This window comes from Bacillus sp. FSL R5-0659 (assembly GCF_038008785.1).
Classification (GTDB): Bacteria; Bacillota; Bacilli; order Bacillales; family Bacillaceae; genus Bacillus; species Bacillus safensis.
Genome location: NZ_JBBOZU010000001.1, coordinates 1173857 through 1199301 on the forward strand (window position 1 = coordinate 1173857; position 25445 = coordinate 1199301).

The following is a 25445-nucleotide window of genomic DNA, read 5'->3' on the forward strand; positions in this document are numbered from 1 at the left end:
ATAAATTGAAATCGCCATAGCCTATTCCTAAATAAATAGGCTATGGCGATTATTTTTTAGAAGCTGCACCTGAATCATTTATCGTGCAAGATATTTTTCAACTTTACGGGTGGCCATTTCTGCAGCTTCCATGATCATTTCACCTAATGTTGGGTGAGGATGAATCGTCATTGCTAAATCTTCTGCTGTAGCGCCAATTTCAATAGAGAGAGCTAGTTCTGATATAAGAGTAGATGCTTCAGCCCCTACGATTTGTGCCCCTAGAATAAGACCAGATTCAGCATGGGCTACAATCTTCACAAAACCCTCTGGTTCTTTTAATGCCAGCGCTCGACCATTTATGGAGAACATTGCTTTCCCAATGACAGTCGGAATGGATTTTTGCTTGCAATCCGTTTCGCTTAGTCCAACACTCGTCAATTCTGGGCTGGAAAAAACAACAAGTGGGATCGCTTTATAGTCTATCATCGAAGGTTTACCAGCGATTGCTTCTGCTGCAACTTTTGCTTCATAAGAAGCTTTATGAGCCAAAGCAGGCCCCTCTGTGATATCACCAATCGCATATATGTGCGGGATGGATGTTCTGCATTGTTCATCAATTTCAATTCGTCCGTGAGAAGGGATCGACAACCCGATAGAATCAAGTCCTAAAGTTCCATCTGTATTCGGTTTTCTTCCGACAGTAACCAATGCATATTCCGCTTTCACCGTGTAGCTTTCTTTCTGTTTCTCATAATGAAGATCAATTCCGCTCATACGCTGCTCGGCATCTGTGACGTTTGCTCCTGTAATCAGCGTGATTTTATCTTCTTTCAATTGACGAACGACAGGCGAGACAAGCTCACTTTCAAAGCCAGGCAATACTTGATTGCCGCCTTCCAAGATGGTGACATTTGTTCCAAACCTAGCAAACATCTGTCCTAATTCAACCCCAATATAACCACCCCCAACTACGACAAGGCTTTTAGGGATCCCGGGAAGGGATAGTGCTTCAGTGGAAGACAATATACGACCGCCGAAAGGGAGTGATTTAATTTCAATTGGACGGGAGCCGGTTGCTAGTATAAGGTGTTTGAAGTTGATTTGCTTTTCACCTTTTTCTGCATGTTGAATGACCGCTGTATGCTGATCGATCAAGCTTGCATCGCCTTCCAGTATGGTAACTCCCGCTGACTTTAATAAAAATTGTACGCCTCCCGCTTGTTTGTCCACAACCGCTTTTTTGAACGCTTGAGCTTCCTTGAAAGAACCGCCTTCTTGAAAACCACCCCATTGTGTGCGGAGCTTGAACCGCTCTGCTTCTGCTATTAGCGCCTTAGAAGGGATACAGCCTACATGGGTGCATACTCCACCTAACTGATCACGCTCTACAATCGCTGTCTTCATGCCGAGATGAGCTGAACGTAATGCCGCCACATAGCCTCCCGGACCTGATCCAATTACTAATGTATCTACTGTGTCTAAATGAATCATTTCTTGCACCTCCAACTTCAAAATATGATGATCATAATATATTATAGTCATCATATTTTAATGAAGTCAATCCCATCTGAGTGTGGAAAGATGGATTTCAGTCAATTGACACAAGATAATATGATGAATATAATATTTTGATAAGAAGGAGGTTAGGTAGAGGGATGCCTTATCCAAAAGGTCATAAGTCAAAAGTGAGAGAGCAGATCATTGCAAGTGCTGCACGAGCATTTCGAACAAATGGCGTTCGTAATATCAGTTTGCCATTCATTATGAAAGGAGCAGGCCTAACTCATGGAGGGTTTTATGCTCACTTTAAGAACAAGGATCAGTTGGTGATAGAGACTTTTCATTTTGCTATCACTGATACGATCAAGCTGCTGCAAAGTGTTGCAGACAAGAAAGCAGACCAGCCTCGAATTCAGACGATCATTGAATTCTATTTAAGTTCGGTTCACCGTGATCAGACGGAGGTCGGCTGTATACTGCCTGCGCTGGCAGGAGAAATTGCTCAATTATCGCAAGAGGTACGGAATGCTTATACCGATGAATTGAAACGATTTATGGAGTTTATAGCTGATGCTGGAAACATAGATCTCTTTACGAGTTACGCACTAGTTAGCAGCATGATTGGTACAATTGCTCTTGCACGTGCTGTCAATGATTCGCAGTTCAGTGATCAATTGTTACTGGTAGGCTTAATACAGGCAAAACGCGTTCTAGAGGCGAATTAACATTCAAATAAAAAACATAGGGGATGTTGCGATGTTGATTAGAGAAGCAAGCATAGAAGATTATCCAGAATTAAGACAAATCTATTTAGAATCCCGGCGCCAAAGCTTTCACTGGCTCAATCCAGAAGAACTCAATCTGCAAGATTTTGATCAAGATACGCAGGAAGAGAAAATTTTCTTAGCTGAGGAGAACAATAAAATCCTCGGATTCATTTCTCTATATGTACCCGATCGATTTATTCATCTCTTGTTTGTACATCCAGAAGCTGCGGGCCAAGGGGCTGGAGATCTGCTGCTCAAACAAGCGATCAACGTTTTGGGAACACCGGTCACCCTCAAATGTGTCTCCGAAAATCACAAAGCTTTATCTTTTTATCAAAAAAGAGGCTGGAAGGCTGTTGTAGAAGAAGGAGAACCTGGGGAGAGATACTGGGTGCTTGTTTATGATGGAACGTAAACCGTAAAGAGTGTCTTCATTTTTCGTATCCGCTTTTATGGCTTTAATTTATTGAGCTATTGCTTTTTCTAAGTGTTTGATTTTCATAGAGACTGTAAAACACAAAGCAATAGAATCATTCAATATCATGAGCTCCACTTCCTTTTTTGTACTTTTCAAGATATGTTCCGAGAAAAATTTGCACAAAAAGAACTTGAGGTGAATCATATGATAAGTTATAAGTCTAAAGCCGTTTTAAAGCAAGCTATCATGAAATCGTATAATCAATACGATGAAGAATTCGATATAATTCCAGAAGAAATGAAAGATGATCAAATAGAGGATGTAAGCCGAACTCCTGCAGAAAATTTGGCCTATCAAGTTGGTTGGACAACCCTGCTACTTCAATGGGAGCAAGCCGAATCTGAAGGAAAGGTTGTCCATACGCCAGCAGAAGGTTATAAATGGAATCAGCTTGGCGTATTATATTCTCTTTTTAATGAGAAGTATGCTTGTCAATCACTAGCCGCATTAAGAGCTCAGCTCAAAGAGAATGTGTTAACTATTTGTAATATGTTAGATCGTATGAGTGAGGAAGATGTGTTTGAACCTCATCAACGAAAATGGGCGGATGACGCTACAGCAAAGGCTGTTTGGCCCGTTTATAAATTTATTCATGTGAATACCGTTGCCCCTTTTAAAAATTTCCGTACTCAAATTCGTAAATGGAAACGATTAAAACAAGTATGACGTGAAGGATATACTAGATACATATATTTCGGTAGACCTGAAGTTATCATCATATTTCAGAGAGTACAGAGGGCACTGATTCGAGCTCAGTTATTCCTCCTTCTCAAAATTATGATCACTCACATGGCTTCTTTCAAGAAGCTTTTTTTTCTTTTGCGGTTTCTTTTCGGTGTCGAAAGGTTCATAAAATGATAATATATGTCATTATAGGGAAAATAGAGGAAGTAGTAAGGGCTGATGGAGAAATTGCTTTCTTCTCACGTCGGTTTGAAAATCAATGAATGGTATTATCATATTCAAAGATTTAACGTACCGGACGCCGAAGCATATAAAGAGGAAATCAATGCTTGATCGTATGGAAGAAAATCAAGATTTATTATTGTATTTCTCACTCATGGAGTTTTAAGTATAATACAAAAATAGCCTTAATTAAGAAAAAGATGTTGACTAAGAATAATTTACCACTTATAATCTATTTGTACCATAATTTGAGATAATAGGAGATGAAGACAAAAAATGAAAAAAATTCTTGCAGGAGTCTTAGCACTTAGCTTAATAGTTGGTATCGGTGGAATAGCACAAGCAAAGAACTATAATTTTTCAAGAGTTTTACCTAAACTTCAAAACTGGGGAGATGTAGCGAAAGGTGTAAAAAGCACCAGTAAAAAAGCTAGCATTAACTTCTCTGTAATTGCAAGTGATTATAAGGTAAATGTAGGTCATTGGAAAGGTAATACACAAGTTTCAGCAAAAGCATATAATCTTAAAAAAAATGATAGACGCAATTTTACTGTTGATTCCAGTGCAGAAAAAAAGACTATTAAAGCGGGAGCACAAACGTCTAATTGGACGATACATGGTGTGGAAGTTTCAGGAAAGTGGAATCCAGATTATAAATATTAATCTAAAAAAACAATACGACTATAGTCGTATTGTTTTTCATAATTAAGAGGGAGAAAACTTATGCGTGAGATAAGAAAACTTATAAAAAACAAATTGTTATATATTGTATTATTGATATCAATTTTGATCACTGTAGCTAATGCAATTATGGGCTCCATACAATATCATACGGATTACGCACTTTATAGTCGATTATATAGTGAATTTCCAGACGCTATTGCAATGGTATCAGCCCATCAATATTGGATGGGCTTATCAGATTCTTTCTTTTCTTCATTTTTTTATTTTATATTTCCTTTACTTATTGGCATACCAATTGTCGATTCCATCTTTAGAGAAAAGAGTTCAGGGAATGTAGAATATATCTTAGTAAAAGAAAGTAGATTAAGCTATTATAGCAGGAAATTTATATTTACATATTTTTCTGGTGTTATTTTATTTGCACTCCCCTTACTAATCGGAATTTTAATATCTAATTTAATTAGCGGACAATGGGATTTTGCAGCATATACGGATGTGTATAAGAAAATGATTAACGGTACGGCTTCTTTTGCTGATAATGTATTTGACGGTCAAAAGAAAGAAATGTTCTCTGATATACTAGCTAAATCTCCTTATCTGTATATTTTTATATATTACTTAATAGGTTCATTATATGCAGGAATGTATGCTTGTTTTGGTTTAGCAATTTCTTTATTTTTAAAAAATAGATATCTTGTTATTCTTTCTCCTTTAATGCTCTATCTAGGATTTTGGCTTCTTTGTAGTTTAATAGGGAAAGTATCTATTGATCCATTTAATTTCTTAGATCCAAGACAACCAGTAAACAATCTATCTTATTCTTCTTTTTATATTAATTTTATTATTGGAATGTTGACAATAGTGATCATTTATATATTAGGAGTGAAAAAAAATTCGGACACAATTTAAGTATGTTCTTATAGATTTAAAAAAAGATTTTATGAAGTTATTAATTTTTATGAGTTTGCTTCTGTTCATATTAAGTATATCTGTAACTCCAATATCCTCATACAGCATTGGGGGATTTTCTAATTTTATAGAAATACTTACTTTTTTCAGATATGATTTTATATTTGGACCGATTTTTCTATTCTTACTGGCAATGTCTAAATCATATCAATTGAACGCTTGGATAATTTTAAGGAGGTTTTCTTCTAGGAAAGAAATTATTTCTTTTAAGGTTACAACAGTTATCGTTTATTCGTTTTTATATACTCTGTTAATCAGTACATGGGCAATTATTGTTACTAAGTTGGCTAGTTATCTACACATCAAAGGGATAAGCTACACAGCTTTGTTAAATTATATTCCTTCAGTAGAAAGCGATAATATCTTTAGTGGGGTTTTCTTCTTCATCATATTTTTTCTTATTACCCAATTAATGGGATTGGTGTATGTTTTTTTTCAAGAGCTATTTAATAATAAGTCACTAGTTACTCTTTTTTGTATTTTTTTAATGATAATAGATAGAACACTAACTGGCTTTGTCTCATTTTATCTTGTGTATGGTTATAAACAAATTCCTTTTCAATCTGTCTTAGAGCTTTTAGTCCTCATCTTTATATTTTTCTTATTAACAAGATGGATGTCTAATTCATCAGACTTTGGGGGCCTCAATTAAATGAGAATACTAAAGCTTGAATATTTCAGACTGAAAAATACCATACTTAAAAGTTTAGTCATTGTACTAGTGTTACATGCTATAAATACAATGATTTTCATCAATAATATTAAAGGTTTGGAAAGCTCTAAAGATTTCTTCACTTTGCTTTTTAGTTCTTCAAATGGAACTTTTATTAGTTGGATGTATTGGCTGTCATTTTCTGTAGGATATATTGTTTTTCTTCAAATGCTTTGGAAAAATCCTATATATATGTTTGAAATGCAAATGATTTTAAGGTTGCGTCAGTGGAGGATTCTGTGGATAGCTAGATTTATTATTGGTATATTATTTACCTTTTATTATGTGATAACTGCACTCAGTGTTGCTATAATTTTATTTAGTTTTCTTCATGTAAGCATTCAATTTGATTTGGGCTGGATTTTTATTTTTATCTATATCACTATCAATCTATTATTGCATGGAACAATATGGTTAATTTTGAAAAATCACTTAACTGTTGAAGTGGCTAACATTTGTGTGCTGGGTATGTTTTTTGCTGGTATTAAAATAGAAAATAAATATGTTCCCCTATACTATGGTATGTATGAGCATGTCCAAGGACAACCGCTTTTTATTCTTTTTGAACTTACAATCATTGCATGTCTCATGATATATGTTGTATATCATTCTTTTAAAAACGATTATTTATAAAAGGAGCTTTATCATGTCTATAATTGAATTGAATGCAGTTACGAAAATAATTAGAAAGCAAACTGTATTGGAAGATATAAATTTGTCATTAGAAAAAGGAAAAATCATTGGCTTTGTTGGGCATAATGGATCTGGAAAAACGATGCTTTTTCGAGTGATAGCTGGTTTGGTGAAACCAAGTGCTGGTGAGGTTATAGTATCTGATCAAATTTTGCATAAACAAATTTCGTTTCCTAAAAGTATTAGCGTGCTTTTAGAGAAACCCGCTTTTTTAGAACAATACAGTGGTTTTGATAATCTCAAGTTTCTTGCAGATATTCAAAAGAGAATAGATGATCAACAAATTAGACAGGTTATTGAAAGTGTCGGACTGAATCCTGATGATAAAAGAAGTGTTAAAACATATTCTTTAGGTATGAAACAAAAATTAGCAATTGCTCAAGCTATTATGGAAAAACCAGATATTATCTTATTAGATGAACCGATGAATGGACTGGACGAAGATTCAGTGGAAAATGTATATCATTTGATTAAAGCAGAAAATGAAAGAGGTGCAACTGTTTTATTAACTTCTCACCATAAAAAAGATATAGAGGAATTATGTCATGTTGTTTTTAAAATGAATGCTGGAAAAATACAACCTACTGATTAATGTCTTTTTATAAATATTCTCTCAGATTCTAGACAAACCCTACTTTTACTTCAAGTAAAAGTAGGGTTTTCCTTTATTTTATAAAATAGTTCAGTTCCACTATGCTTAATAGAATGCTGGTGATCTTAGTTTTCTAGATTCATGTCAGCTAAAGTTGAGCATCATCTTTTGAAACTCTTTTTAATCCAATAAATATTGTCAAACGTATACCTGTCTTTCTTTTTGCATAGATATTCTAATTCATCTAAGTGAGGAAAGTATGCTGTGTTTACAGTGACACATACAACCGAAAAAGTGAGTTTGTTTTGGAGACAATTGCCTCAAATGATCCAACACAATCAATTGAACACGCGTCAGGCACCTATTATGGAGAGATATAGAGAAGAAGAAGGCGTGTGTGAGTTCTTACTACCTATCTTTTAAACACTTTATCAAACTTCAATGAAAACAGACCTCTTATGGTCTGTTTTCATGAATATGATATGTGTAAATATTCTACGACTCGTTCCTTTAAATATCGATACTGATCCTCATTCGTATCTTGAAATGCTTCTTCTCGATTTGAAGGTACATCCATATAAACGATTTCCTCAGAGAATTGTGAAGAAGTAAAGTCGATTCTTGTTCCATTCACTACGTTATAAAAGTGCCATCCGTTGGGTAACGCGGTCTTGTTTATTTTCCCGCCTAAAAGATCATGGACGACTAAAGAAGTAACGCCACATTGTCCATTGGCTGGGTTGTCTTTACTCCATTTTGAACTAGATTGAGAGGACCAGGCTTTATAAAGAGCATCAATGATTCTGTCTGTCGTGTAGAGGTTCATCATAAAAATCCTTTCTATTTTAAAAGTGAAATGAATGTAGTATCTGTTTAGTCTATAGTAGATTTTTTTTCGATCAAAATCCAGATGCTATACTATGGCTAAACCAATATAACAATGAAGGTTTATGACAGGAGGAGCATAGAGTGATATTCATCATAGGCATTGTAATCGCTTTAATTGTTGCTATTTTAGGCTTTACTGTTTTCGTAGATATAGGTAATGGATTGGGAACAGTTTTTAGCATCATTGGCGCGATGGTTATTTTATGGATAGCGGGAAGGCTGCAAAGACAAAAAGAAAAGAATGATCCAAACATATTATTAGATAAAATGATGATGCTTTTTCAAGAAGACGGATTTCAGGCTTCAACATACATCTTTTCGCAAAATGTGGATAAAGGCTTTGCGATTGATGATGTGCGAAAGGTCATGCGGTTTATTACCCATCAACCTGACGGCTCATCTCGAAAATTCAGGTTTGAGGTTACTGAGCTTTCCTTGAAAGAGTTGAAACAAGTTGACATGTTAGAAGATGGTGTGCCGGTTGAACAATCTGTTGAGAGTGATAATAATGAAGAGATCTCGACACTTGAATTGAGATTAACTATGAATGATCAGGAATCATCAACGATCACGCTCACCTTTCTAAAATTTGATGTGCCTGTTCGTAAGAGCACCGCCGAATATTTGACTGAACGAGAAAATCTGGAGGAGATTTATCATGAAATTGATTCAATGATGAAATCTGCGGATTAATGAAATGACTGTTCATAAAGAAGAAATCACAGTTTGAGGTGGTTTCTTTTTTTATGTCAATCAAGTCAAAGCTGGTCCAGTCATTGCGGTTGAATGTTTTTCTCAAAAATGAATAAAGATAGACTAGATAAGAAACGAACATTGATATCGAAATGACTCATGTGATGAGGAGGAAACATACATGCAAAAGCTTTGCAGGGAAGTCTGGATCGAGGTCAATCTTGACGCGATTAAAAGAAATATCGAAGCCATTCAAGCGCATATTCCAAAGAAAAGTAAGATCATGGCTGTCGTGAAGGCGAATGCATATGGGCACGGTTTCGTGGAGGTTGCGCGGCAGGCATTAGAAAGCGGTGCGACAGAGCTTGCAGTTGCCAGCTTGGAAGAAGGCATTGTATTGCGGAGAGCAAAAATTGAAGCACCGATTCTCGTCCTTGGATTTACCCCGCTCGACTGTGTGAAAAGGGCTGCAACCTGGAGAATTGACCTCTCCGGCCTTCGTGAAGACTGGATTGTTCAAGCAAATGAGATCTTAGCGGAAGAAGAAAGTCTGCCCCGGCTTGGGATTCATGTCAATGTCGATACGGGGATGGGACGATTAGGTGTACGGACAAAGGAAGAGCTGTTAGCAGTAGTGGAGGCGCTTGAAAAAAGCGAAAACCTGAGATGGGATGGAATATTTACGCATTTCTCCACTGCGGATGAGCCTGACCCTGATTTCACACTGCTTCAGCACAGCATTTTTATTGATTTTCTTCGTTTCTTAAAAAAACAAGGCATTACATTGCCTACGGTACATATGAACAATACAGCAGCTGCCATCGCATTTCCTGAATTTAGTGCAGATATGATTCGGCTAGGCATCGGGCTATATGGATTGTACCCCTCGCAATACATTGAGAGTTTAGACGCTGTTAAGCTAGAGCCCGCTCTCAGTTTAAAAGCAAGGATTGCGTTCGTGAAAGAAATGGTGACGAAGCCAAGAACCGTCAGTTATGGGGCAACCTATGTAGCAAAGCCTGATGAAGTCATTGCGACCATACCGATTGGTTATGCAGATGGGTATTCACGTGCTTTATCCAATAGAGGATTTATGCTTTTCCGCGGAAAACGAATGCCGATTGCTGGCCGCGTCACCATGGATATGACGATGATCAGTTTAGGAGATATAAAAGCAAAACAAGGCGAGGAAGTCGTTATTTACGGCCGTCAAAAAGGCGGAGAAATTTCTGTCGATGAAATCGCCGAAATGCTCAATACGATCAACTACGAGGTTGTTGCCACCTTAAGCCGCCGCGTTCCTAGGTTTTATCGTCGGGGCGGGAAGATTATTAAAATATCGACGCCGGTGATGTATGTGTGAGGGTAAATAACAGTGCAATTTGAGGATATTTGTTCTGGCGTACAATGATAAAAATTAAATTTTATTACAAATATGTCGATAAAAGGAGGGATATTTAAGATATGGAGGAAAGAAACGATGAAAAAAAGTTTATGTTTAGTGCTTTTGACTATTTTTATGATGGTCACAATTCATCCGTTAAAAGCTCATGCAGCTGAGACAAATGGGTGGACGAAGCGAGCAGACTTACCGGAAGAGCGTATCGGAGCAAGTGTAGGAGTAGTTGATGGGAAAATATATGTATTCGGTGGAGCAAGTCAACAGTCTAAATTCAATGATTCAACATATATGTATGATCCTAATACTGATTTGTGGACAGAAAAAGCAAGTATGCCTAGAGAAAGAACGGGCGCTGCTTACGCGACAGTAGGAAAAAAAATCTATGTCATTGGCGGCCTTACTGATACAACTAAAACAGTTCACAAAACCATTGATGTTTATGATACGGAACTAGATCAATGGACAGAAGAACCGATTAAGATTCCTGAGAAATTTATATATAAATCCTATATAAATGGTTCCTTAAGAGCAATTACGGTTGGAGAAAAAATTTATATAGTAGCATCTTTATCAAGCTCTCAAGTAAATTCCTATAATACGGTAAGTGGAGAGTGGGAAAGTTTAGATAATTCTCAATTAGCTTCTCGTCAGGGAAGAAGTATTTCAGAGATAAATGGAAAGTTATATATTGCTGGTGGTGAGGCTAATGTTAGCCGAGCGAAAGATAAAGACATTTTAGAATATGATATGACGTTAGGTAAGTGGCAACGCTTAAAGGATATTCAATTAAATTCTTTTGCTTATGAAGCTGCTTATGCGACATACAATCATAAATTTTTTATGATTGGCGGTCAGCAAATTGGAGATAGATCTAGCAAATTACTAAAACAAGTTCAAATATTTGATCCACAAACTAGTCAAGTCAAAGATTCCTTATATGAAATTCCTGAAGGTAGAGTTGGATCTGTAGCAGCTATTGCTGATGATCAATTATATGTGATTGGTGGAAGAGATTATGCTGAAACAATTGGTAGTCATTCTGTCAAAAATAATTTTAAATCTGTAATCTCTATTTCATTAAAAGATCTGCAAAAAGTGTCAAAGGATCAGGATGAAACAAAGCCAGATGATGGAACAAGCGAAGAACCGAAAGATCAAGACGGAACAAAGCCAGGTGACGGCACAACCGAAGAACCGAAAGATCAGGACGGGACAAAGCCAGGGGACAGCACAACTGAAGAACCGAAAGATCAGGACGGAACGAAGCCTGGTGACGGCACAACAGAAGAACCAAAAGATCAAGACGGAACAAAACCTGGTGATGGCACAACCGAAGAACCGAAAGATCAAGACGGGACAAAACCTGGTGAAGAATCAACAAAAGGTATACTTTCAATTACCATGATAAACGGGCTGCAAAAGGATTATTTGCTTTCAATGAAAGAAATCAACGATTTTCTTAACTGGTACAAAGAAAGAAGTTTTGGAATTGGCATGAACTTCTATGAAATCAATGATGAACACAATAAAGGACCTTTCACAAGTAAGAAGGATTACGTGGTGTACCAAAATATATTAATGTTTGATATCAAGCAATACTGATATTCATAAATTGTAAAGCTGCTGATAAGAGATCAGCAGCTTTATTTTTATAGAATTCTCAAAGTTAGGATTAACGTCATGATAAAAATGCGATATTTTTTTAAAAATCTGCTAAACATCCTATAATCACGTCCGATAATAGAATTGTCAGGGTTGATAAGCCCTAGAATAAAGGACTTTTTTCAGACAAGGACGTCTGTCAGGTCCCACATACATGGAGGTAATAGGAAATGAGAATTAACCACAATATCGCAGCACTTAACACATTAAACCGTTTGTCTGCAAACAATGCTTCAAGTCAAAAGAACATGGAGAAACTTTCTTCTGGTCTTAAAATTAACCGTGCAGGGGATGACGCAGCTGGTCTTGCGATTTCTGAAAAAATGCGTGGACAAATCCGCGGATTAGAAATGGCATCTAAAAACGCACAAGACGGTATCTCTCTTATCCAAACAGCTGAAGGTGCATTGACTGAAACTCACTCAATCCTTCAACGTGTTCGTGAACTAACTGTTCAAGCGGGTAACACTGGTACACAAGATGCAACTACAGATCTTAAAGCGATCCAAGATGAGATCGACAACCTTTTAGATGAAGTAGATGGTATCTCTAATCGTACAGCATTCAACGGTAAAAAATTACTTGATGGTACAGCAACAGATGGATTTACTTTCCAAATTGGTGCTAACAAAACTCAACAATTAAAAGTTGATATTGGTAATATGAGTACTGCTGCTGCTGGTCTTGATATGTTAAAAGCAGATTATGATGTAACAACTGCTACAGCTGCTAACACAGATGCTTTGTTAGACAAAGTAGATGCTGCAATCAATAAAGTATCTTCAGAGCGTGGTAAACTTGGTGCAGTCCAAAACCGTCTAGAGCACACAATCAACAACCTTGGTGCTTCTGGTGAAAACCTAACAGCTGCTGAGTCTCGTATCCGTGACGTTGACATGGCGAAAGAAATGAGTGAGTTCACGAAGAACAACATTCTTTCTCAAGCGTCTCAAGCAATGCTTGCACAAGCGAACCAACAGCCACAAAACGTACTTCAATTACTACGTTAATGAAAGGCCCCTTTATGGGGCTTTTTTTTATGTTGTTTTTTCTTCGAATTTCCTCCACTCTTATGATTCTTAAATCCCTATGATAAATCATGAAAAATGACCTTTAAATTTGGCATACTCTAGCGAAACGATCATATTGAATGAGACTTTATCCTTATTTATCCCTTTTTTGTTAAACATATTCCAGTTAAGTTCGATAAATGGATTGTAAGGCTTACAAAAAAATTCTAATTTAGAACTTTTGGATAAGGACGTCCAATTGGTTCAAACACACGGAGGTCATTTAACATGAGAATTAACCACAATATCGCAGCACTTAACACACTGAACCGTTTGTCCGCCAACAATGGTGCAGGGCAAAAGAACATGGAAAAGCTTTCTTCTGGACTTCGTATCAACCGTGCAGGAGATGACGCAGCAGGTCTTGCTATCTCTGAAAAAATGCGTGGACAAATCCGCGGATTAGAAATGGCATCTAAAAACGCACAAGATGGTATTTCTCTTATTCAAACTGCTGAAGGTGCATTAACTGAAACTCATGCGATTCTTCAACGTATGCGTGAATTGACAGTTCAAGCGGGTAACGTTGGGACTCAACAAACAGAAGATTTAACAGCTATTCAAGAAGAACTCACTGCTTTGGTTGATGAAATTGATGGTATTTCTCAACGTACAGCATTTAACGGAAAGAATCTGTTGGATGGTAGCGTTGAGGAAGGATTCCAATTCCAAATTGGAGCGAACATTACGCAAAATATCAACGTAAAGATCGGCAAAATGGACGCTGAAACATTGACTGTCAAAGATATTTCAGTAAATGAAGATGGTTTTGACTTTGACGTCGAAGTAGCGAAAATTGATGAAGCAATCGGCGCCGTATCTAAACAGCGTTCTGCGCTTGGTGCAGTCCAAAACCGTCTAGAGCACACAATCAACAACCTTGGTGCTTCTGCTGAAAACTTAACAGCTGCTGAGTCTCGTATCCGTGACGTTGACATGGCGAAAGAAATGAGTGAGTTCACAAAGAACAACATTCTTTCTCAAGCATCTCAAGCAATGTTAGCACAAGCAAACCAACAGCCACAAAACGTACTTCAATTATTACGTTAATGAAAAAGCCCCTTTAAAGGGGCTTTTTTTAGTTCAATTAAATGACAGCAAGTGCTCTAGACGAAAGTCAGGAACCGCTTCATGGAAAAAAGCTCGGTTGCCTTCATCGTTCTTTTGATCCCATTGCTTCCACCATTCGGCTGTTTCTCCAGAGGGGTCAGCTTGAATCATGTCGTGCAGCTGTTCTAAGTTGATGATGTCTCTCGGTTCTGTTAAGAAAGAATGCATCCGGTGATACGCCTCAAGACATTCAGGCTGTTTTGTGACAATGGCGTATTGTACGTAGCGATTTAAAAATTCCTGTACGAATGTCAAGTGGGGAATGGTTGTTTCTCCTTTTAACTCGACGCCGTCCCACGCCATATCAGCAATGGCACAAAGCCACCATCCAAGTTCACTCGCTTGCTGCATTTGTTGTAATGTGTCCTTTTCAAAAGATAGCCGCTCATTTTTTTGTGCTTGTTTGAGCATACGGTCAAGTGTTTGTGCTTCAAGAGCGGCCTTGGTCATGCCCTGCCCATGAATGGGATCTAACGTACACAAGGCATCGCCCATCACCAATAATCCACTTGGCCAATCCTGCATGTGTTCATAGTGATGTCTTACGCAAGAAGGGACTCTAAATCCTTTTGGTTTTGTATAGGGCGTTAAATGGGTGATGGCTTCTGCTATTGCGGGATGGGTCAGTGCAGTGGTTTCTGAATCGAATTGAGCATCATCCGTTGTTGGATAATGTGAACCGCCAGCTGCAGAAAGAAGAACAGCCACTAAATCATGATCTACCCGTTCAAACAGACCTGTTGGGATTTGTTTATGAGGCTGTCCAACTACGACCATTGATTGCATGTATGGCGCACCTGGTGGTATTTGGTAGTATCTTGTACTGTAGCCTAGAAACACACGTAACTCATCAGTCTGTGGTAAGGTGAGTCCAGCGTCCTTCAGCCATTTTGGCAATTTAGACATTCTTCCAGACGTATCAATTACTAAGTCTGCTTTCATTTCGTGAATGCTTCCAGGCTTTACTTGCCGGTCCTTCACGATGAGCCCGATGACTTGATTTGTTCCTTCTTTAAACTGAAGCGAGATGGCTTCATGTTTTTCTAAAAACTGCACACGGTCCTCTTTTACCATTCTTTGCATCAGCACCCACTCTAGCATCGCGCGTCTTGTGACGGCGGTTTCTTCTGTATCAGTGAGCGTTAATTCGCCATCTTTTGTGATAAATCGAGAGGTTTGATCCCTTGTATTAAATCCGCCCATTGCCAGTAATTCTTTTGTATAACCAGGGAATAGACGTTCAACGATTTGCTTGCCAAGTGGCAGCATTCTATGTGGATGAAAGGCTTGAGGAGTGCCGAGACGATTCTCAGGAGAGTCTGGCAGTTCATCCTTTTCAATAATTAAGACTTGATCATAAAACGTTGATAAAACTTTTGCAGCGAGCATTCCGGTGATGCCTCCGCCAATGACGATTGCCCGCTCATATTTCATGGGTTGTGTCACAACATGCGCCTCCAATAATATATAAAATGGCTACATGACCATTTCATCATATGTCGATTCATTAATTATATCAAATTTACGTTTGAATATATAAAGTAAATGCACTACTTATTGCTCGTAAATATGAAGAATTTCTTCAATTATCATCATTATTTTTAAAAAGTAACTATTAATTTAAGAAGAACGACCGATAAACTATATAAGGGGGTAGAGAAATTGGATATACTACAGAGTATTGTGACAGCAGCACCTTATATGATGCAGATTTTAAAAAACGAAGTGACGATGGGTGTCATTGATCGAGAGAAATTCTTGCTGTATTTGCCATCGAAAGATGTAGATTTTCAAATTCGTGCTGGAGAACTTATTAAACCAGATGATTTAAATATGAAAAAAGCGCTCAGAGGTGAAACATCAAGTACGTTTGTACCTGAATCGGTCTATGGAATACCGTTAAATGCAATGGGTTTGCCAATTTTTGATGAAAATCAACAGGTTATTGGTGCACTCGCTTTAGGTTTTCCGCTTAAAAATCAATTAGAGCTTGAAGCATATATGGAGTCATTAAATGACATCATTCATAGTATTCAAGAAAAGGTGCATGTGGTGGCGGCGCATTCAGAAGAGCTTTCTGCGACAAGTGAGGAAATGACCTTACAAACGCAGCAAACACTTGAAAGCTCGAAAAAAACATCCGATATTACAAAAATGATTAAAGGGATTTCGAAACAAACGAGTTTGCTAGGATTGAATGCGTCAATTGAAGCAGCCCGGGCAGGAAAAGAAGGGGCTGGCTTTAGTGTTGTAGCCAGTGAGGTTCAAAAGCTTTCAAGTGAAACTTCACGTGCAACAGAAAATATCGAAAGCTCTTTGCAAGGAATTTCCTCGAATATACATACATTACTTGAGAGTATGGGTCATATGAAAGGTTCATCAGCAGAGCAAGCTTTACTTGTGACAGAGTTTAGCGAAATCGTGGAACGATTGACGATTGTAAGTAAAGAAATGAAAGAATTTATGCAGCATGTGATGTCAACGTAAAAAACGAATCCAAGAGGGATTCGTTTTTTTAATACGCTATTTTCTTTTGTTCCGATCAAAGCGATAATCGTATGTTTCACCCTTTACCACATTTAAAAATTCATGCCCGATTTGAACAAGTTGTCCATTTTTCCATTTGATGAGGGGGTCTTTATCAGGGTATTTCCAGTAAATCGTTTTTTTTCGGTGGGTGAGTTTGTTTTCAATTTCTGCTCTAACTGCGTTCTCCTTTAGTTTCCCTCCGCTATGTCGATAGGTGTTGATGATATATGTTCCGTCAGGTGATGTCATCGAGCGGATAAAGGTTCCGTGAGATACGCCTTGAAGAGAAAAGCATTTCCAGTAAATGATGCCAGCGAAGCTAAGGAATAAGATGACAAGGGTGATGGTGGTTTTCTTTTTTAACATGAATTCCTCCAGATGTAGATCACAATATTTCTAATTTATGAGAGAGAATGCAAAAAGATTCATATAGTCCAAAAGTTCTATTCATTTCAATTATCGGTCATTTTTTCTCAAAATTCAACAGATAGCCGTAAAGATAAGGAAAATTTAAGGATGTTTCATGTCGATAGGTCATTCGAAATCCCTTTACAAAAGAATTTAAGATCAGTAGACTTATGCTCATATAGAGAAATGGGGAAGATGGAATGACGCAAATCATTGATACATATCAAAGTTATGAAGAGCTTTCCGCTCATGAAAGAGAAGGAATCGATTATCAAATTCTTCACAAGCGGAAAGGTGACCAGCTTTTGGTTTTATCCCCTCATGCCGGAGGAATTGAATCTGGCGTGAGTGAGCTCATTCATGAAATCGCAAGTAATTATTCTATGTATTTATTTGAAGGCCTTAAGGTGAAAGGCAATCATGTGCTTCACATTACAAGCACACGTTTCGATGAGCCGGTCTGCCTTTCTCTAGTGCATACCCATCATTACACGTTTGCGCTCCATGGCTACGGGGAAACGGAGAGGCTTCAAACATTAGTGGGCGGGACAGACAGAGAAAGAGCGGCAGAAACAGTGAAACGTTTAACGCTTAATGGCTTCCAAGCAGTGCTGCTATCTGAATCTGATCGTTATTCTGGAACACATCCTCACAATATTAATAATCAATGTCTGACGGGAAAAAGTGTACAACTTGAAATCAGTCAGGCGCAAAGAAGAGCATTCTTTCAAGACTTCAGACGGCGCTATCGCCGTGAAACGCAAAATGAGCAATTTTATCGGTACACAAATGTACTCAAGCAAGTATTACACCTGTATGAATAAACGCCTGCTCTCCTATGCAGAAAGGCTTACGTTTGATAAACAGCTTCTTTTTCCGCGACCTTTTCAGCTTTCATTAAATAAGATGTAAACTCTTGTTGAAAGCGTATGCCTGCTTTCCGCTGTTCGAATAAGGCAAGCCGCTTTTCAGCGAAAGCCCAGGTGACGTGAAATGTTTGCGCAATCTGCAAAATGGCTTGCTGCCGAAGGTTTGGAAGCTTCATTTGCATCAGCATAAAGGTCGGTACACAAAAGTGATACATGAATTGTTTAGCCTGAAACTCTTGCAGTTCTCGAAAGAGTTTGTTCATCTTGAAATGATTGCCTGCATGCTTCAGCACATGACAAAGCTCGTGGGCAAAATCCTGCCATTGTTCCTCTGATGATAGAGATCTGTTTAATATAATACTGTAAAGACCTTGATGTTTGATCATCATGCTGCCAGTATCCTCATAGTGGACCCATACATGAAATTCAGAAGCGATCCTTTGCATGTCTCTATAAGCAGGACCGCTTATTTGTAATTTGGCATATAACCGCTTAATCTCTTCTTCTAAATGGGTTAAAAATCCAGTCATTTAAAAACCTCCAAGCAAACGTATGTTCTGTTTTTGGCGTAAAAGAAAAGTCCATATAGGACTAAATAGCTAATTGAGCCATTGCTTACTTTTAATATCGGCTTATTTTTAACAATTTTAACATAAAATCAAGGAAAAATGGAATTAATTCCTGTTTTTTTCTGCATTTTTACGTTTTCCACTACTAAAAAGAGTGGATTGAATTCAAATTTTACCATAGTCTTATCACTAAAACAAACTCATGTGTCTTACGAACGCCACCAATTGATGAGAAAGATCAATTCAATCTAGCAAAAGGGAGTGCAGAACATGGTAGAAATTTATCAAGATTTTATTCCAGTTGGAAACGGAAACCGCCCAGGATACGCCATGACACCGATGTATGTGACGGTGCATAACACAGCAAACACATCAAAAGGAGCGGATGCGAAAAGTCATGCGGCATATGTGAAACGCCCAACGACAGAGGTGAGCTGGCACTTTACAGTGGATGATCATGAAATCTTTCAGCATCTGCCGTTAAATGAAAATGGCTGGCATGCAGGGGACGGACAAGGCAATGGTAACCGAAAGTCGATCGGCATTGAAATTTGTGAAAATGAAGATGGGAATTTCCAGCAAGCGGTCAAACATGCGCAATGGCTCATCCAAAAGCTGTTGAAAGAACATAACATTCCACTAGCTAACGTGGTTACACATCAGCACTGGTCTGGAAAAGCATGTCCGCGCCTGCTTCTTGCTACATGGGATGAATTTAAAAAAGGAATTGAAACGGCAGGAGACCCTGAGACGGTCATCACGTATGTCGTCAAAAGCGGGGATACGTTAACGAGTATTGCTAAAGCTCATGACGTCACAGTTCAGGATCTACAGAAGTGGAATAACATTAGCGACCCGAACAAGATTCAAATTGGACAGGTTCTTAAAATTTATCGAAATGATGGAAAAATGATGTATGAGCTGCCGGATGGGATTTTAAAGGTGACTTCGCCTCTAACGAAGGGAGAGCACGTACGCCTCGTCCAAAAAGCGCTTGCTGCCGTTTATTTTTATCCTGATAAATCGGCTGCAGATAAAGGCATCGATGGTGTTTACGGGGAAAAAACGGCGAATGCCGTGGCACGCTTTCAGCTGGTGAACGGTCTGACAAGTGATGGGGTATACGGTCCTAAAACGAAGGAGAAGCTGCTTAAACTGTTAAATCAGTGAGTGTTTCTGTTTGTATGATTGGATGGCTGTTTCACTTTTTTCAATTAATCGCCTAGTATATGGGGATGGCTGATATTCGGCAAACTGAACATACCTTAGTTGTTTGATTTTCTTTTTCATTTTGGCACCTCAATCGTTGCAGCGTATAGCATATTGTATGCAAGTCTATGTAAAAATGGAATCAGGACGCGGATTTCGTTCCGCGTCCTTTAGTGTAATCAAGCCTTTTTATTTTTATACTCATCCAGAAGCTGTTCATTCTTTTTAAAAATTCGCTCAGTATGGGGGCTTACCTTATAATCGGCCATACTGATATGGCGTTTTTTCTTTAAAATCTTAAAAGGGTTTTTCTTAGGATTGTTGTTATCCCCTTGAAGTGCGTGGTCCATCTTCATCACCTTCCTCTTCGTCAGGCAAGATTAGGTCATAAATTGTTGTAAGTGATGTCATTAATAAATAGTCGAACTCCGTGACAATCTCATCGGAGGTGAGCTTAATGACAAAATGAGCATCTGCTACAGAAAATGGGATGAGCACCAAATGACCGAAATCATCATAATATACTTCCTGCCTGTCAAGCTTCGCCTGAATGAGAGCCCGCTGGTCAAGTGTCCGAAGCAGGTCATCTTTTTGTTCCTGCGTATCGTATGGACAAAGCACCGCTTGAATATTCATCTTGTCGGCAAAAGAATAAATTAGCCGCTCAATTCCCTCTATATATGCCTCTACACTTCCATAATATACATGGATCGGTTCATTTTTCAATAGGTATTGGTACGTTTTTAGTTTATTAAGGTAAGAATGAAGCAGATCGTTATTTTGTTCAAGGAGTTGATGGGTGTCGGTTTCCAGCTCATGATTTCCGAGTTTCTTAATATAGGAGCTAAGAAAGATGAAAGCATCGGTTAATGCGAAAAAAACGGCAATGATCAAGTAGTGCATCCAATCAGTGAAGATAGAAGAAGGATCATTTGTCCAGTACACGACAGCACCCGCTACATAAATCCAATACCACGTTTTACGAATGGCAAACATCTTTTCTTTTACTTTTTGTTCAAAGCGCCATACCGCAAATACATACACAGCAAGAGCACCTAGCAATAACCATACAGTCAATTGAAAAAATAATAGCATGTTCTTCTCTCCCATAGACAGATGAATACTTGTTTATTTCTATGGATATGATTGGAAACCCTGCTTCATGAAAAAATGTCCTGCGGGGAAAGGATATTTAAGTGTGCAGACAAATAAAAAAAGACCTGTCAGACAGGTCTTTGAAATTAGAGAATCGCATTTAACACAAAGTATATAAGAGCTCCTAGAGTGCCTGAAATCGGTAATGTAATCACCCAAGTGACAAGCATACGTTTTGCCGTACCCCAGTTTACCCCTTTGACTCTGTGTGCAGAACCTACACCTAGAATAGAAGATGAGATCACGTGAGTGGTACTAACAGGTAAGTGAATAAACGTCGCACCGAAGATAATAGCTGCACCTGTTAAGTCGGCAGATACTCCGTTTACTGGACGAATTTTCATAATTTTACCGCCGACTGTTTTGATAATCTTCCAGCCGCCAATAGAAGTACCGAGTCCCATTGCAAGCGCACAAGAGAATTGTACCCAGAAAGGAATATCGTCTGTTGTATGCAAATTACCTGCAATTAAAGCCATCGTAATAATACCCATCGCTTTTTGCGCATCGTTTGTTCCATGGGTATACGATTGCAGTGCAGCCGTTAAAATTTGAACACGTCGGAATTGTTTATTCGTTTTTGCGAGATTGTTGTTTCTAAATATAATTTTGATAATGGTATACACGATATATCCCAATACGAAAGCTAGGATAGGTGAAAGCAAAAGGGCTTGAATGATTTTAATGAATCCCGAATAGTTTAAAGCGCCAAAACCGGCAGAGGCAATAACCGCTCCTGCAATTGATCCGATTAGTGCATGTGAAGAACTACTCGGAATCCCGTAATACCAAGTAAGCAAGTTCCATGTGATGGCGGCAATTAAAGCAGCCAAGATCACAACAGAGCCGTTTTGAAGTGTAAATGGATCTGCGATATCTTTTGTAATGGATTTTGCCACACCTGTAAATGTCATTGCTCCTAAGAAGTTCATGAACGCTGCCATGATAATCGCATGTCTAGGCTTTAATGCCTTCGTTGAAACTGAAGTCGCAATGGCATTTGCTGTATCGTGGAACCCGTTAATGAAATCAAAAGCAAGTGCACAAATGACAATAAGTATGGTAAGGATGAGTAATGTGTCCATGTTTAACTAACCCCGTTACGCATTCTTCATAATGATTGTTTCTAGATTGTTGGCAACACTTTGACAGGAATCAGCGATTTCTTCAAGTGTTTCGTAAATTTCTTTGTATTGAATCACCTTAATTGGATCTGTTTCTTTTCCAAACAAGTTCTTTAATGATTTACGATGAAGATTGTCACAATTATGTTCAATCTCTTTAATCTTGATTGCGTGCGGATGAATATCTTTCAAGCGATTTTCAGCTAGTAAATCAATTGTGATTAAAATTTCTTTCGCACACTCTCTGATGTAGTGGCTGAATTTGTCGATATGTTCGTCAGAGCTTGTGATTGAGTAAATTTCTAATGTTGCGGAAAAATGCTCAATTCCATCTAAAACATCATCGAGGCTATTCGTTAATTGAAGAATGTCTTCACGTTCAATCGGTGTAATAAAGGCTTTGTTCAGCTCTTTAATCATGGTATGAACATGATTATCACCTTTTGTCTCATATTCCTTCAATGTGTCAGAAAATTCTTTCAGAGTGGTTTGATTTGTTACTTTATAGCTAACAAAATACTCAGCAGTTTCATCTAAATTTTTAGCAATTTCCGTTAACAAGACGGAAAACTTGTCTTTTTTCCTTTTTAACATGTAAAAACCCTCCATTGTATAAATGAGACAATGCACACATCAAATAATTATATATTCTTTTGTCGAAAAAAAACAGGTGTAGTCGAAAATTTCTTCACTTTTTCTATTTGATCTTATTCTGACCTAAAGATGTGATCTCAACACACCTTTTTCTAAAAGGGGAAAAGCAACGAAAAAAGCGGGCCATTTTTGGCACCGCTTATAGGCTAAGAAGCCGAATGAATCAGCTTAAACCTTTCACAAACAAGAAGCATATCCTCTTTGAAATCTAATCCGTATGATTGGAGTGCTTCTGTGAAAAATTCTTTATGTTCTCTATACCAATAGTCATAAGATAAATCGCCTTCACCTTCTGCTTTTGCAAATGATTCGGGGACTTCATTCATTGGCATGACATCTACATCTGTAATTTCAATGATGGCTTTTGGCTCTTCCTGGCTATCCAAAATGACCGCATATTGTCCGGGTTTTGGAAGCGGCTCATGTTCCTTTTCATAAAACAGGTGACCAGAACAAGTGGCTGTTTTCTTTCCTTGCTTGACAAGATCAAGTAAATGATCTGGATCTGATCCGAATGCCCACGCCGATACAAATGCGTCAGCGGGTGCTTGTTCTGATTTCTCTTTCCAATAGTCTTCCCAAAATAATCTGCTTTTGTTGTTCACCGTTTTTTCCCCCTCTTTGTTGTATTTATTATACCTTGAACCCGAATCGTTGGAAATGCTGTGTCTTTATTCCTAATGATCGAGTGCGTCATATGTTTTGAAAAACAATGTCCGATTTGGGAAATGTAGGATGATAGGATGAAAATTTTAGAAATTTTAGAATAATCTATTGTATTCTGGTCAAGAAGTCGGTAAGGTCAAAGTAAGAATATGGAAGGGGTGTTGTTCATGAAACGCATTTCTCTAACTGTTTTGTCCATATGTCTGTTTGTTTTCTCGTTTTTTCTGCCTGTCAGCCAAGTCAATGCGAACGAATCTCATGGGAGTAAAGTAGCTGTTGGTAAAGATGGCATGGTTGCTACTGCTCACCCGCTGGCATCAGAAGTAGGTGCTGATGTATTGAAGAAAGGTGGAAACGCAGTGGATGCTGCTGTTGCCATCCAGTACGCACTGAATGTGACAGAGCCAATGATGTCTGGAATTGGCGGCGGTGGTTTTATGATGGTTTATGATGGAAAGACAAAAGAAACGTCCATCATCAATAGTAGAGAACGAGCACCACAGGGCGCAACACCTGACATGTTTTTAACGGACGAAGGAAAAGTCATCCCATTTGCTGAGCGGTCTACACACGGTAATGCGGTTGGTGTTCCAGGGACAGTAAAAGGTCTCGAGGCAGCATTGGATAAGTGGGGGACCCGTTCGATGAAGGAATTGATTGAGCCTTCCATTCAGCTTGCAGAGGATGGATTTGAAATCGATTCTGTTCTGGCACAAGCCATTGAAGATCATCAAGGGAAGCTGAAAAAAACGGCTGCAGCGCCAATCTTTCTTCCAGATGATCAGCCGCTCAAAGAAGGCGATCTGCTTGTACAGCCAGGTCTTGCCAAAACATTTAAGCTCATTGCGAAAAAAGGAAGTAAAGCATTTTATGAAGGAAAAGTAGCAAAGGCACTTGCAAATACAGTCAAAGATTTTGGCGGAACGATGACAACTGATGACATTGGTCGTTATGAGGTCAAGACTGACAAGCCTATCTGGGGGGACTATAAAGGATACCAGCTTGCAAGTATGCCTCCACCAAGCTCAGGCGGTGTGTTTATGCTGCAAATACTCAAAATACTAGATCACTTCAATCTATCACAATATGACCCCAAATCATTCGAAAAATATCAGCTGCTTGCTGAAACAATGCATCTCTCCTATGCTGACCGTGCTGCATATGCAGGCGACCCCGAATTCGTAGATGTTCCACTAAAAGGACTACTAGACGATGATTACATTTCAAAAAGAGCTTCTCTCATTCAATTAGATCAAATGAACAAAAACCCGAAAGAAGGAGATCCATGGGCTTATGAGGATGAAAAAAATCCATCCCCGATTGTCCCGCAGCCAGAAGATAAAACCATTGGTGAGACCACTCATTTTACTGTTGCCGATCAGTGGGGAAATGTCGTGTCATTCACAACAACCATTGAACAGTTATTTGGTACAGGGATTCTTGTTCCGGAATATGGCTTTTTCTTAAACAATGAACTAACAGATTTTGACGCAAGACCAGGCGGAGCAAATGAAGTCCAGCCGAATAAACGTCCATTATCCAGTATGACCCCGACGATCATATTCAAAGATAACGAGCCGGTCATGACTGTTGGCTCACCTGGAGGAACGACCATTATTGCTTCTGTTTCACAAACCATCCTAAACTTGCTTGAATACGATATGGAGCTTCAAGATGCAGTGGAAGAGCCGCGGATATATACAAACAGTCCAACTTCTTACCGTTACGAAGTAGGAGTTCCCCTTGATGTGAGAACGAAGCTAAATGATATGGGTCACCGTTTTGGCAGTTCGCCTATTGATATAGGAAATGTGCAAGCCTTACTCATTGATCGAAAAGCAGGGACTTTTACTGGAGTTGCTGACTCCTCGAGAAACGGAACCGCTGTTGGTGTCAATTTAAAGCTATCTGCCGATTAAAACCATTTCCCGGGAAAAGAAGCGCCTCTGCAAGATGGCGTTTCTTTTTTTGTTTAATTAAAAAACATAGTTGACACCTGTGAATAGTTTGAATAATATATAGACTAACATCAATCATACATAGCTGATCGGACAACCGAAGGCTCTTGGCAATTTGAAGTACAGGACTGTAATGTATTTCAAGTGGCTAAGGGTCTTTTTTGCGTATGAAACGGCAAGGTTGGTGTCACTATTA

26 protein-coding genes and 1 pseudogene are annotated in these 25445 nt (G+C 38.4%); 17 read left to right on the forward strand and 10 right to left on the reverse strand.

The genetic code is table 11. The features are described 5' to 3' along the window. Window positions 1-78 precede the first annotated feature (78 nt). Window positions 79-1473, reverse strand: coding sequence for a dihydrolipoyl dehydrogenase (gene lpdA, locus NSQ72_RS05875; RefSeq protein ID WP_341083559.1), 1395 nt, complete (start codon window positions 1471-1473; stop codon window positions 79-81). Window positions 1474-1637: 164 nt separating this feature from the next. On the opposite strand from lpdA, the gene NSQ72_RS05880 reads away from it, so the two are divergent. The 8 genes and pseudogenes from NSQ72_RS05880 (at window position 1638) to NSQ72_RS05915 (ending at window position 7283) form a co-directional block, all read left to right on the forward strand. Then, window positions 1638-2207: a TetR/AcrR family transcriptional regulator gene (locus NSQ72_RS05880; protein ID WP_341083561.1), complete on the forward strand. Its 570-nt coding sequence runs from the start codon at window positions 1638-1640 to the stop codon at window positions 2205-2207. Between the two features lie 31 nt (window positions 2208-2238). Continuing rightward, window positions 2239-2664 (forward strand): GNAT family N-acetyltransferase, encoded by a 426-nt coding sequence (locus tag NSQ72_RS05885; RefSeq protein WP_341083564.1) that lies wholly within the window; start codon window positions 2239-2241, stop codon window positions 2662-2664. Window positions 2665-2871: 207 nt separating this feature from the next. Beyond that, window positions 2872-3393 carry a ClbS/DfsB family four-helix bundle protein gene (locus NSQ72_RS05890; RefSeq protein WP_341083565.1) on the forward strand — a complete coding sequence of 174 codons (522 nt, stop codon included), beginning with the start codon at window positions 2872-2874 and terminating at the stop codon, window positions 3391-3393. Between the two features lie 237 nt (window positions 3394-3630). After that, window positions 3631-3796: pseudogene (locus NSQ72_RS05895) on the forward strand (response regulator aspartate phosphatase); the annotation flags it as partial. 113 nt (window positions 3797-3909) lie between these two features. Next, entirely contained in the window at window positions 3910-4296 is a 387-nt protein-coding gene (locus tag NSQ72_RS05900) for a hypothetical protein (protein ID WP_341083567.1), read from the forward strand. Window positions 4297-4356: 60 nt separating this feature from the next. After that, the gene (locus NSQ72_RS05905) at window positions 4357-5226 is read left to right on the forward strand and encodes an NADH dehydrogenase FAD-containing subunit (RefSeq protein ID WP_341083568.1); all 870 of its coding nucleotides are present in this window, start codon (window positions 4357-4359) and stop codon (window positions 5224-5226) included. A gap of 712 nt (window positions 5227-5938) precedes the next feature. Continuing rightward, entirely contained in the window at window positions 5939-6631 is a 693-nt protein-coding gene (locus tag NSQ72_RS05910) for a hypothetical protein (RefSeq protein WP_341083569.1), read from the forward strand. Window positions 6632-6644: 13 nt separating this feature from the next. Next, entirely contained in the window at window positions 6645-7283 is a 639-nt protein-coding gene (locus tag NSQ72_RS05915; protein WP_341083570.1) for an ABC transporter ATP-binding protein, read from the forward strand. A gap of 469 nt (window positions 7284-7752) precedes the next feature. On the opposite strand, the gene NSQ72_RS05925 is transcribed toward NSQ72_RS05915, so the two are convergent. Beyond that, window positions 7753-8109, reverse strand: coding sequence for a YunG family protein (locus tag NSQ72_RS05925; RefSeq protein ID WP_151284247.1), 357 nt, complete (start codon window positions 8107-8109; stop codon window positions 7753-7755). Window positions 8110-8252: 143 nt separating this feature from the next. Here NSQ72_RS05925 and NSQ72_RS05930 point away from each other — a divergent pair, with 143 nt between their 5' ends. The 5 genes from NSQ72_RS05930 (at window position 8253) to hag (NSQ72_RS05950) (ending at window position 14048) form a co-directional block, all read left to right on the forward strand. After that, the gene (locus NSQ72_RS05930; RefSeq protein WP_341083574.1) at window positions 8253-8864 is read left to right on the forward strand and encodes a GlsB/YeaQ/YmgE family stress response membrane protein; all 612 of its coding nucleotides are present in this window, start codon (window positions 8253-8255) and stop codon (window positions 8862-8864) included. A 181-nt stretch (window positions 8865-9045) separates the two neighbouring features. Then, window positions 9046-10227, forward strand: coding sequence for an alanine racemase (gene alr, locus NSQ72_RS05935; RefSeq protein ID WP_341083576.1), 1182 nt, complete (start codon window positions 9046-9048; stop codon window positions 10225-10227). Between the two features lie 117 nt (window positions 10228-10344). Then, a complete protein-coding gene (locus NSQ72_RS05940; protein ID WP_341083578.1) occupies window positions 10345-11868 on the forward strand; it encodes a Kelch repeat-containing protein in 1524 nt (507 codons plus the stop codon). A 230-nt stretch (window positions 11869-12098) separates the two neighbouring features. After that, entirely contained in the window at window positions 12099-12938 is an 840-nt protein-coding gene (gene hag / locus NSQ72_RS05945) for a flagellin Hag (protein WP_341083579.1), read from the forward strand. Between the two features lie 288 nt (window positions 12939-13226). Then, the gene (gene hag / locus NSQ72_RS05950; RefSeq protein WP_041105914.1) at window positions 13227-14048 is read left to right on the forward strand and encodes a flagellin Hag; all 822 of its coding nucleotides are present in this window, start codon (window positions 13227-13229) and stop codon (window positions 14046-14048) included. Between the two features lie 33 nt (window positions 14049-14081). Here hag (NSQ72_RS05950) and NSQ72_RS05955 read toward each other — a convergent pair whose 3' ends face one another. Then, complete coding sequence (locus tag NSQ72_RS05955; RefSeq protein WP_341083581.1) at window positions 14082-15554, reverse strand: FAD-dependent oxidoreductase; 1473 nt, start codon at window positions 15552-15554, stop codon at window positions 14082-14084. A gap of 216 nt (window positions 15555-15770) precedes the next feature. On the opposite strand from NSQ72_RS05955, the gene NSQ72_RS05960 reads away from it, so the two are divergent. Beyond that, window positions 15771-16595, forward strand: a complete 825-nt coding sequence (locus NSQ72_RS05960) for a methyl-accepting chemotaxis protein (protein ID WP_212042925.1) — start codon at window positions 15771-15773, stop codon at window positions 16593-16595. A 36-nt stretch (window positions 16596-16631) separates the two neighbouring features. On the opposite strand, the gene NSQ72_RS05965 is transcribed toward NSQ72_RS05960, so the two are convergent. Beyond that, window positions 16632-17003 (reverse strand): DUF5412 domain-containing protein, encoded by a 372-nt coding sequence (locus NSQ72_RS05965; RefSeq protein ID WP_039177928.1) that lies wholly within the window; start codon window positions 17001-17003, stop codon window positions 16632-16634. Between the two features lie 242 nt (window positions 17004-17245). Between NSQ72_RS05965 and NSQ72_RS05970 the strand changes: the two genes are divergently transcribed. Beyond that, window positions 17246-17869 (forward strand): poly-gamma-glutamate hydrolase family protein, encoded by a 624-nt coding sequence (locus NSQ72_RS05970; protein ID WP_341083584.1) that lies wholly within the window; start codon window positions 17246-17248, stop codon window positions 17867-17869. 26 nt (window positions 17870-17895) lie between these two features. On the opposite strand, the gene NSQ72_RS05975 is transcribed toward NSQ72_RS05970, so the two are convergent. Further along, on the reverse strand, window positions 17896-18444 hold the full coding sequence (locus NSQ72_RS05975) for an ImmA/IrrE family metallo-endopeptidase (protein WP_341083585.1): 549 nt from the start codon (window positions 18442-18444) through the stop codon (window positions 17896-17898). A gap of 309 nt (window positions 18445-18753) precedes the next feature. On the opposite strand from NSQ72_RS05975, the gene NSQ72_RS05980 reads away from it, so the two are divergent. After that, window positions 18754-19653: an N-acetylmuramoyl-L-alanine amidase gene (locus tag NSQ72_RS05980; protein ID WP_039177933.1), complete on the forward strand. Its 900-nt coding sequence runs from the start codon at window positions 18754-18756 to the stop codon at window positions 19651-19653. A gap of 218 nt (window positions 19654-19871) precedes the next feature. Here NSQ72_RS05980 and NSQ72_RS05985 read toward each other — a convergent pair whose 3' ends face one another. From NSQ72_RS05985 to NSQ72_RS06005, 5 genes are all read right to left on the reverse strand, one after another. After that, complete coding sequence (locus NSQ72_RS05985; RefSeq protein ID WP_024424961.1) at window positions 19872-20042, reverse strand: type II toxin-antitoxin system SpoIISB family antitoxin; 171 nt, start codon at window positions 20040-20042, stop codon at window positions 19872-19874. After that, window positions 20017-20787: a type II toxin-antitoxin system SpoIISA family toxin gene (locus NSQ72_RS05990; protein ID WP_039177934.1), complete on the reverse strand. Its 771-nt coding sequence runs from the start codon at window positions 20785-20787 to the stop codon at window positions 20017-20019. Before NSQ72_RS05990 ends, NSQ72_RS05985 begins: the two co-directional genes overlap by 26 nt. A 146-nt stretch (window positions 20788-20933) precedes the next feature. Further along, window positions 20934-21932, reverse strand: a complete 999-nt coding sequence (locus NSQ72_RS05995) for an inorganic phosphate transporter (protein ID WP_017359158.1) — start codon at window positions 21930-21932, stop codon at window positions 20934-20936. A gap of 15 nt (window positions 21933-21947) precedes the next feature. Next, window positions 21948-22565 carry a DUF47 domain-containing protein gene (locus NSQ72_RS06000; protein ID WP_024426775.1) on the reverse strand — a complete coding sequence of 206 codons (618 nt, stop codon included), beginning with the start codon at window positions 22563-22565 and terminating at the stop codon, window positions 21948-21950. Window positions 22566-22771: 206 nt separating this feature from the next. Further along, window positions 22772-23230: an ASCH domain-containing protein gene (locus NSQ72_RS06005; protein ID WP_059376836.1), complete on the reverse strand. Its 459-nt coding sequence runs from the start codon at window positions 23228-23230 to the stop codon at window positions 22772-22774. A 228-nt stretch (window positions 23231-23458) separates the two neighbouring features. Between NSQ72_RS06005 and ggt the strand changes: the two genes are divergently transcribed. Further along, window positions 23459-25210 carry a gamma-glutamyltransferase gene (gene ggt, locus NSQ72_RS06010; RefSeq protein WP_341083588.1) on the forward strand — a complete coding sequence of 584 codons (1752 nt, stop codon included), beginning with the start codon at window positions 23459-23461 and terminating at the stop codon, window positions 25208-25210. Window positions 25211-25445: the final 235 nt, after the last annotated feature.

Coding starts and splice junctions, on each gene's coding strand:
- lpdA (WP_341083559.1), bottom strand. CDS start 1,473: ATGATTCATTTAGACACAGTAGATACATTAGTAATTGGATCAGGTCCG.
- NSQ72_RS05880 (WP_341083561.1), top strand. CDS start 1,638: ATGCCTTATCCAAAAGGTCATAAGTCAAAAGTGAGAGAGCAGATCATT.
- NSQ72_RS05885 (WP_341083564.1), top strand. CDS start 2,239: ATGTTGATTAGAGAAGCAAGCATAGAAGATTATCCAGAATTAAGACAA.
- NSQ72_RS05890 (WP_341083565.1), top strand. CDS start 2,872: ATGATAAGTTATAAGTCTAAAGCCGTTTTAAAGCAAGCTATCATGAAA.
- NSQ72_RS05900 (WP_341083567.1), top strand. CDS start 3,910: ATGAAAAAAATTCTTGCAGGAGTCTTAGCACTTAGCTTAATAGTTGGT.
- NSQ72_RS05905 (WP_341083568.1), top strand. CDS start 4,357: ATGCGTGAGATAAGAAAACTTATAAAAAACAAATTGTTATATATTGTA.
- NSQ72_RS05910 (WP_341083569.1), top strand. CDS start 5,939: ATGAGAATACTAAAGCTTGAATATTTCAGACTGAAAAATACCATACTT.
- NSQ72_RS05915 (WP_341083570.1), top strand. CDS start 6,645: ATGTCTATAATTGAATTGAATGCAGTTACGAAAATAATTAGAAAGCAA.
- NSQ72_RS05925 (WP_151284247.1), bottom strand. CDS start 8,109: ATGAACCTCTACACGACAGACAGAATCATTGATGCTCTTTATAAAGCC.
- alr (WP_341083576.1), top strand. CDS start 9,046: ATGCAAAAGCTTTGCAGGGAAGTCTGGATCGAGGTCAATCTTGACGCG.
- NSQ72_RS05940 (WP_341083578.1), top strand. CDS start 10,345: ATGAAAAAAAGTTTATGTTTAGTGCTTTTGACTATTTTTATGATGGTC.
- hag (WP_341083579.1), top strand. CDS start 12,099: ATGAGAATTAACCACAATATCGCAGCACTTAACACATTAAACCGTTTG.
- hag (WP_041105914.1), top strand. CDS start 13,227: ATGAGAATTAACCACAATATCGCAGCACTTAACACACTGAACCGTTTG.
- NSQ72_RS05965 (WP_039177928.1), bottom strand. CDS start 17,003: ATGTTAAAAAAGAAAACCACCATCACCCTTGTCATCTTATTCCTTAGC.
- NSQ72_RS05970 (WP_341083584.1), top strand. CDS start 17,246: ATGACGCAAATCATTGATACATATCAAAGTTATGAAGAGCTTTCCGCT.
- NSQ72_RS05975 (WP_341083585.1), bottom strand. CDS start 18,444: ATGACTGGATTTTTAACCCATTTAGAAGAAGAGATTAAGCGGTTATAT.
- NSQ72_RS05980 (WP_039177933.1), top strand. CDS start 18,754: ATGGTAGAAATTTATCAAGATTTTATTCCAGTTGGAAACGGAAACCGC.
- NSQ72_RS05985 (WP_024424961.1), bottom strand. CDS start 20,042: ATGGACCACGCACTTCAAGGGGATAACAACAATCCTAAGAAAAACCCT.
- NSQ72_RS05990 (WP_039177934.1), bottom strand. CDS start 20,787: ATGCTATTATTTTTTCAATTGACTGTATGGTTATTGCTAGGTGCTCTT.
- NSQ72_RS05995 (WP_017359158.1), bottom strand. CDS start 21,932: ATGGACACATTACTCATCCTTACCATACTTATTGTCATTTGTGCACTT.
- NSQ72_RS06000 (WP_024426775.1), bottom strand. CDS start 22,565: ATGTTAAAAAGGAAAAAAGACAAGTTTTCCGTCTTGTTAACGGAAATT.
- ggt (WP_341083588.1), top strand. CDS start 23,459: ATGAAACGCATTTCTCTAACTGTTTTGTCCATATGTCTGTTTGTTTTC.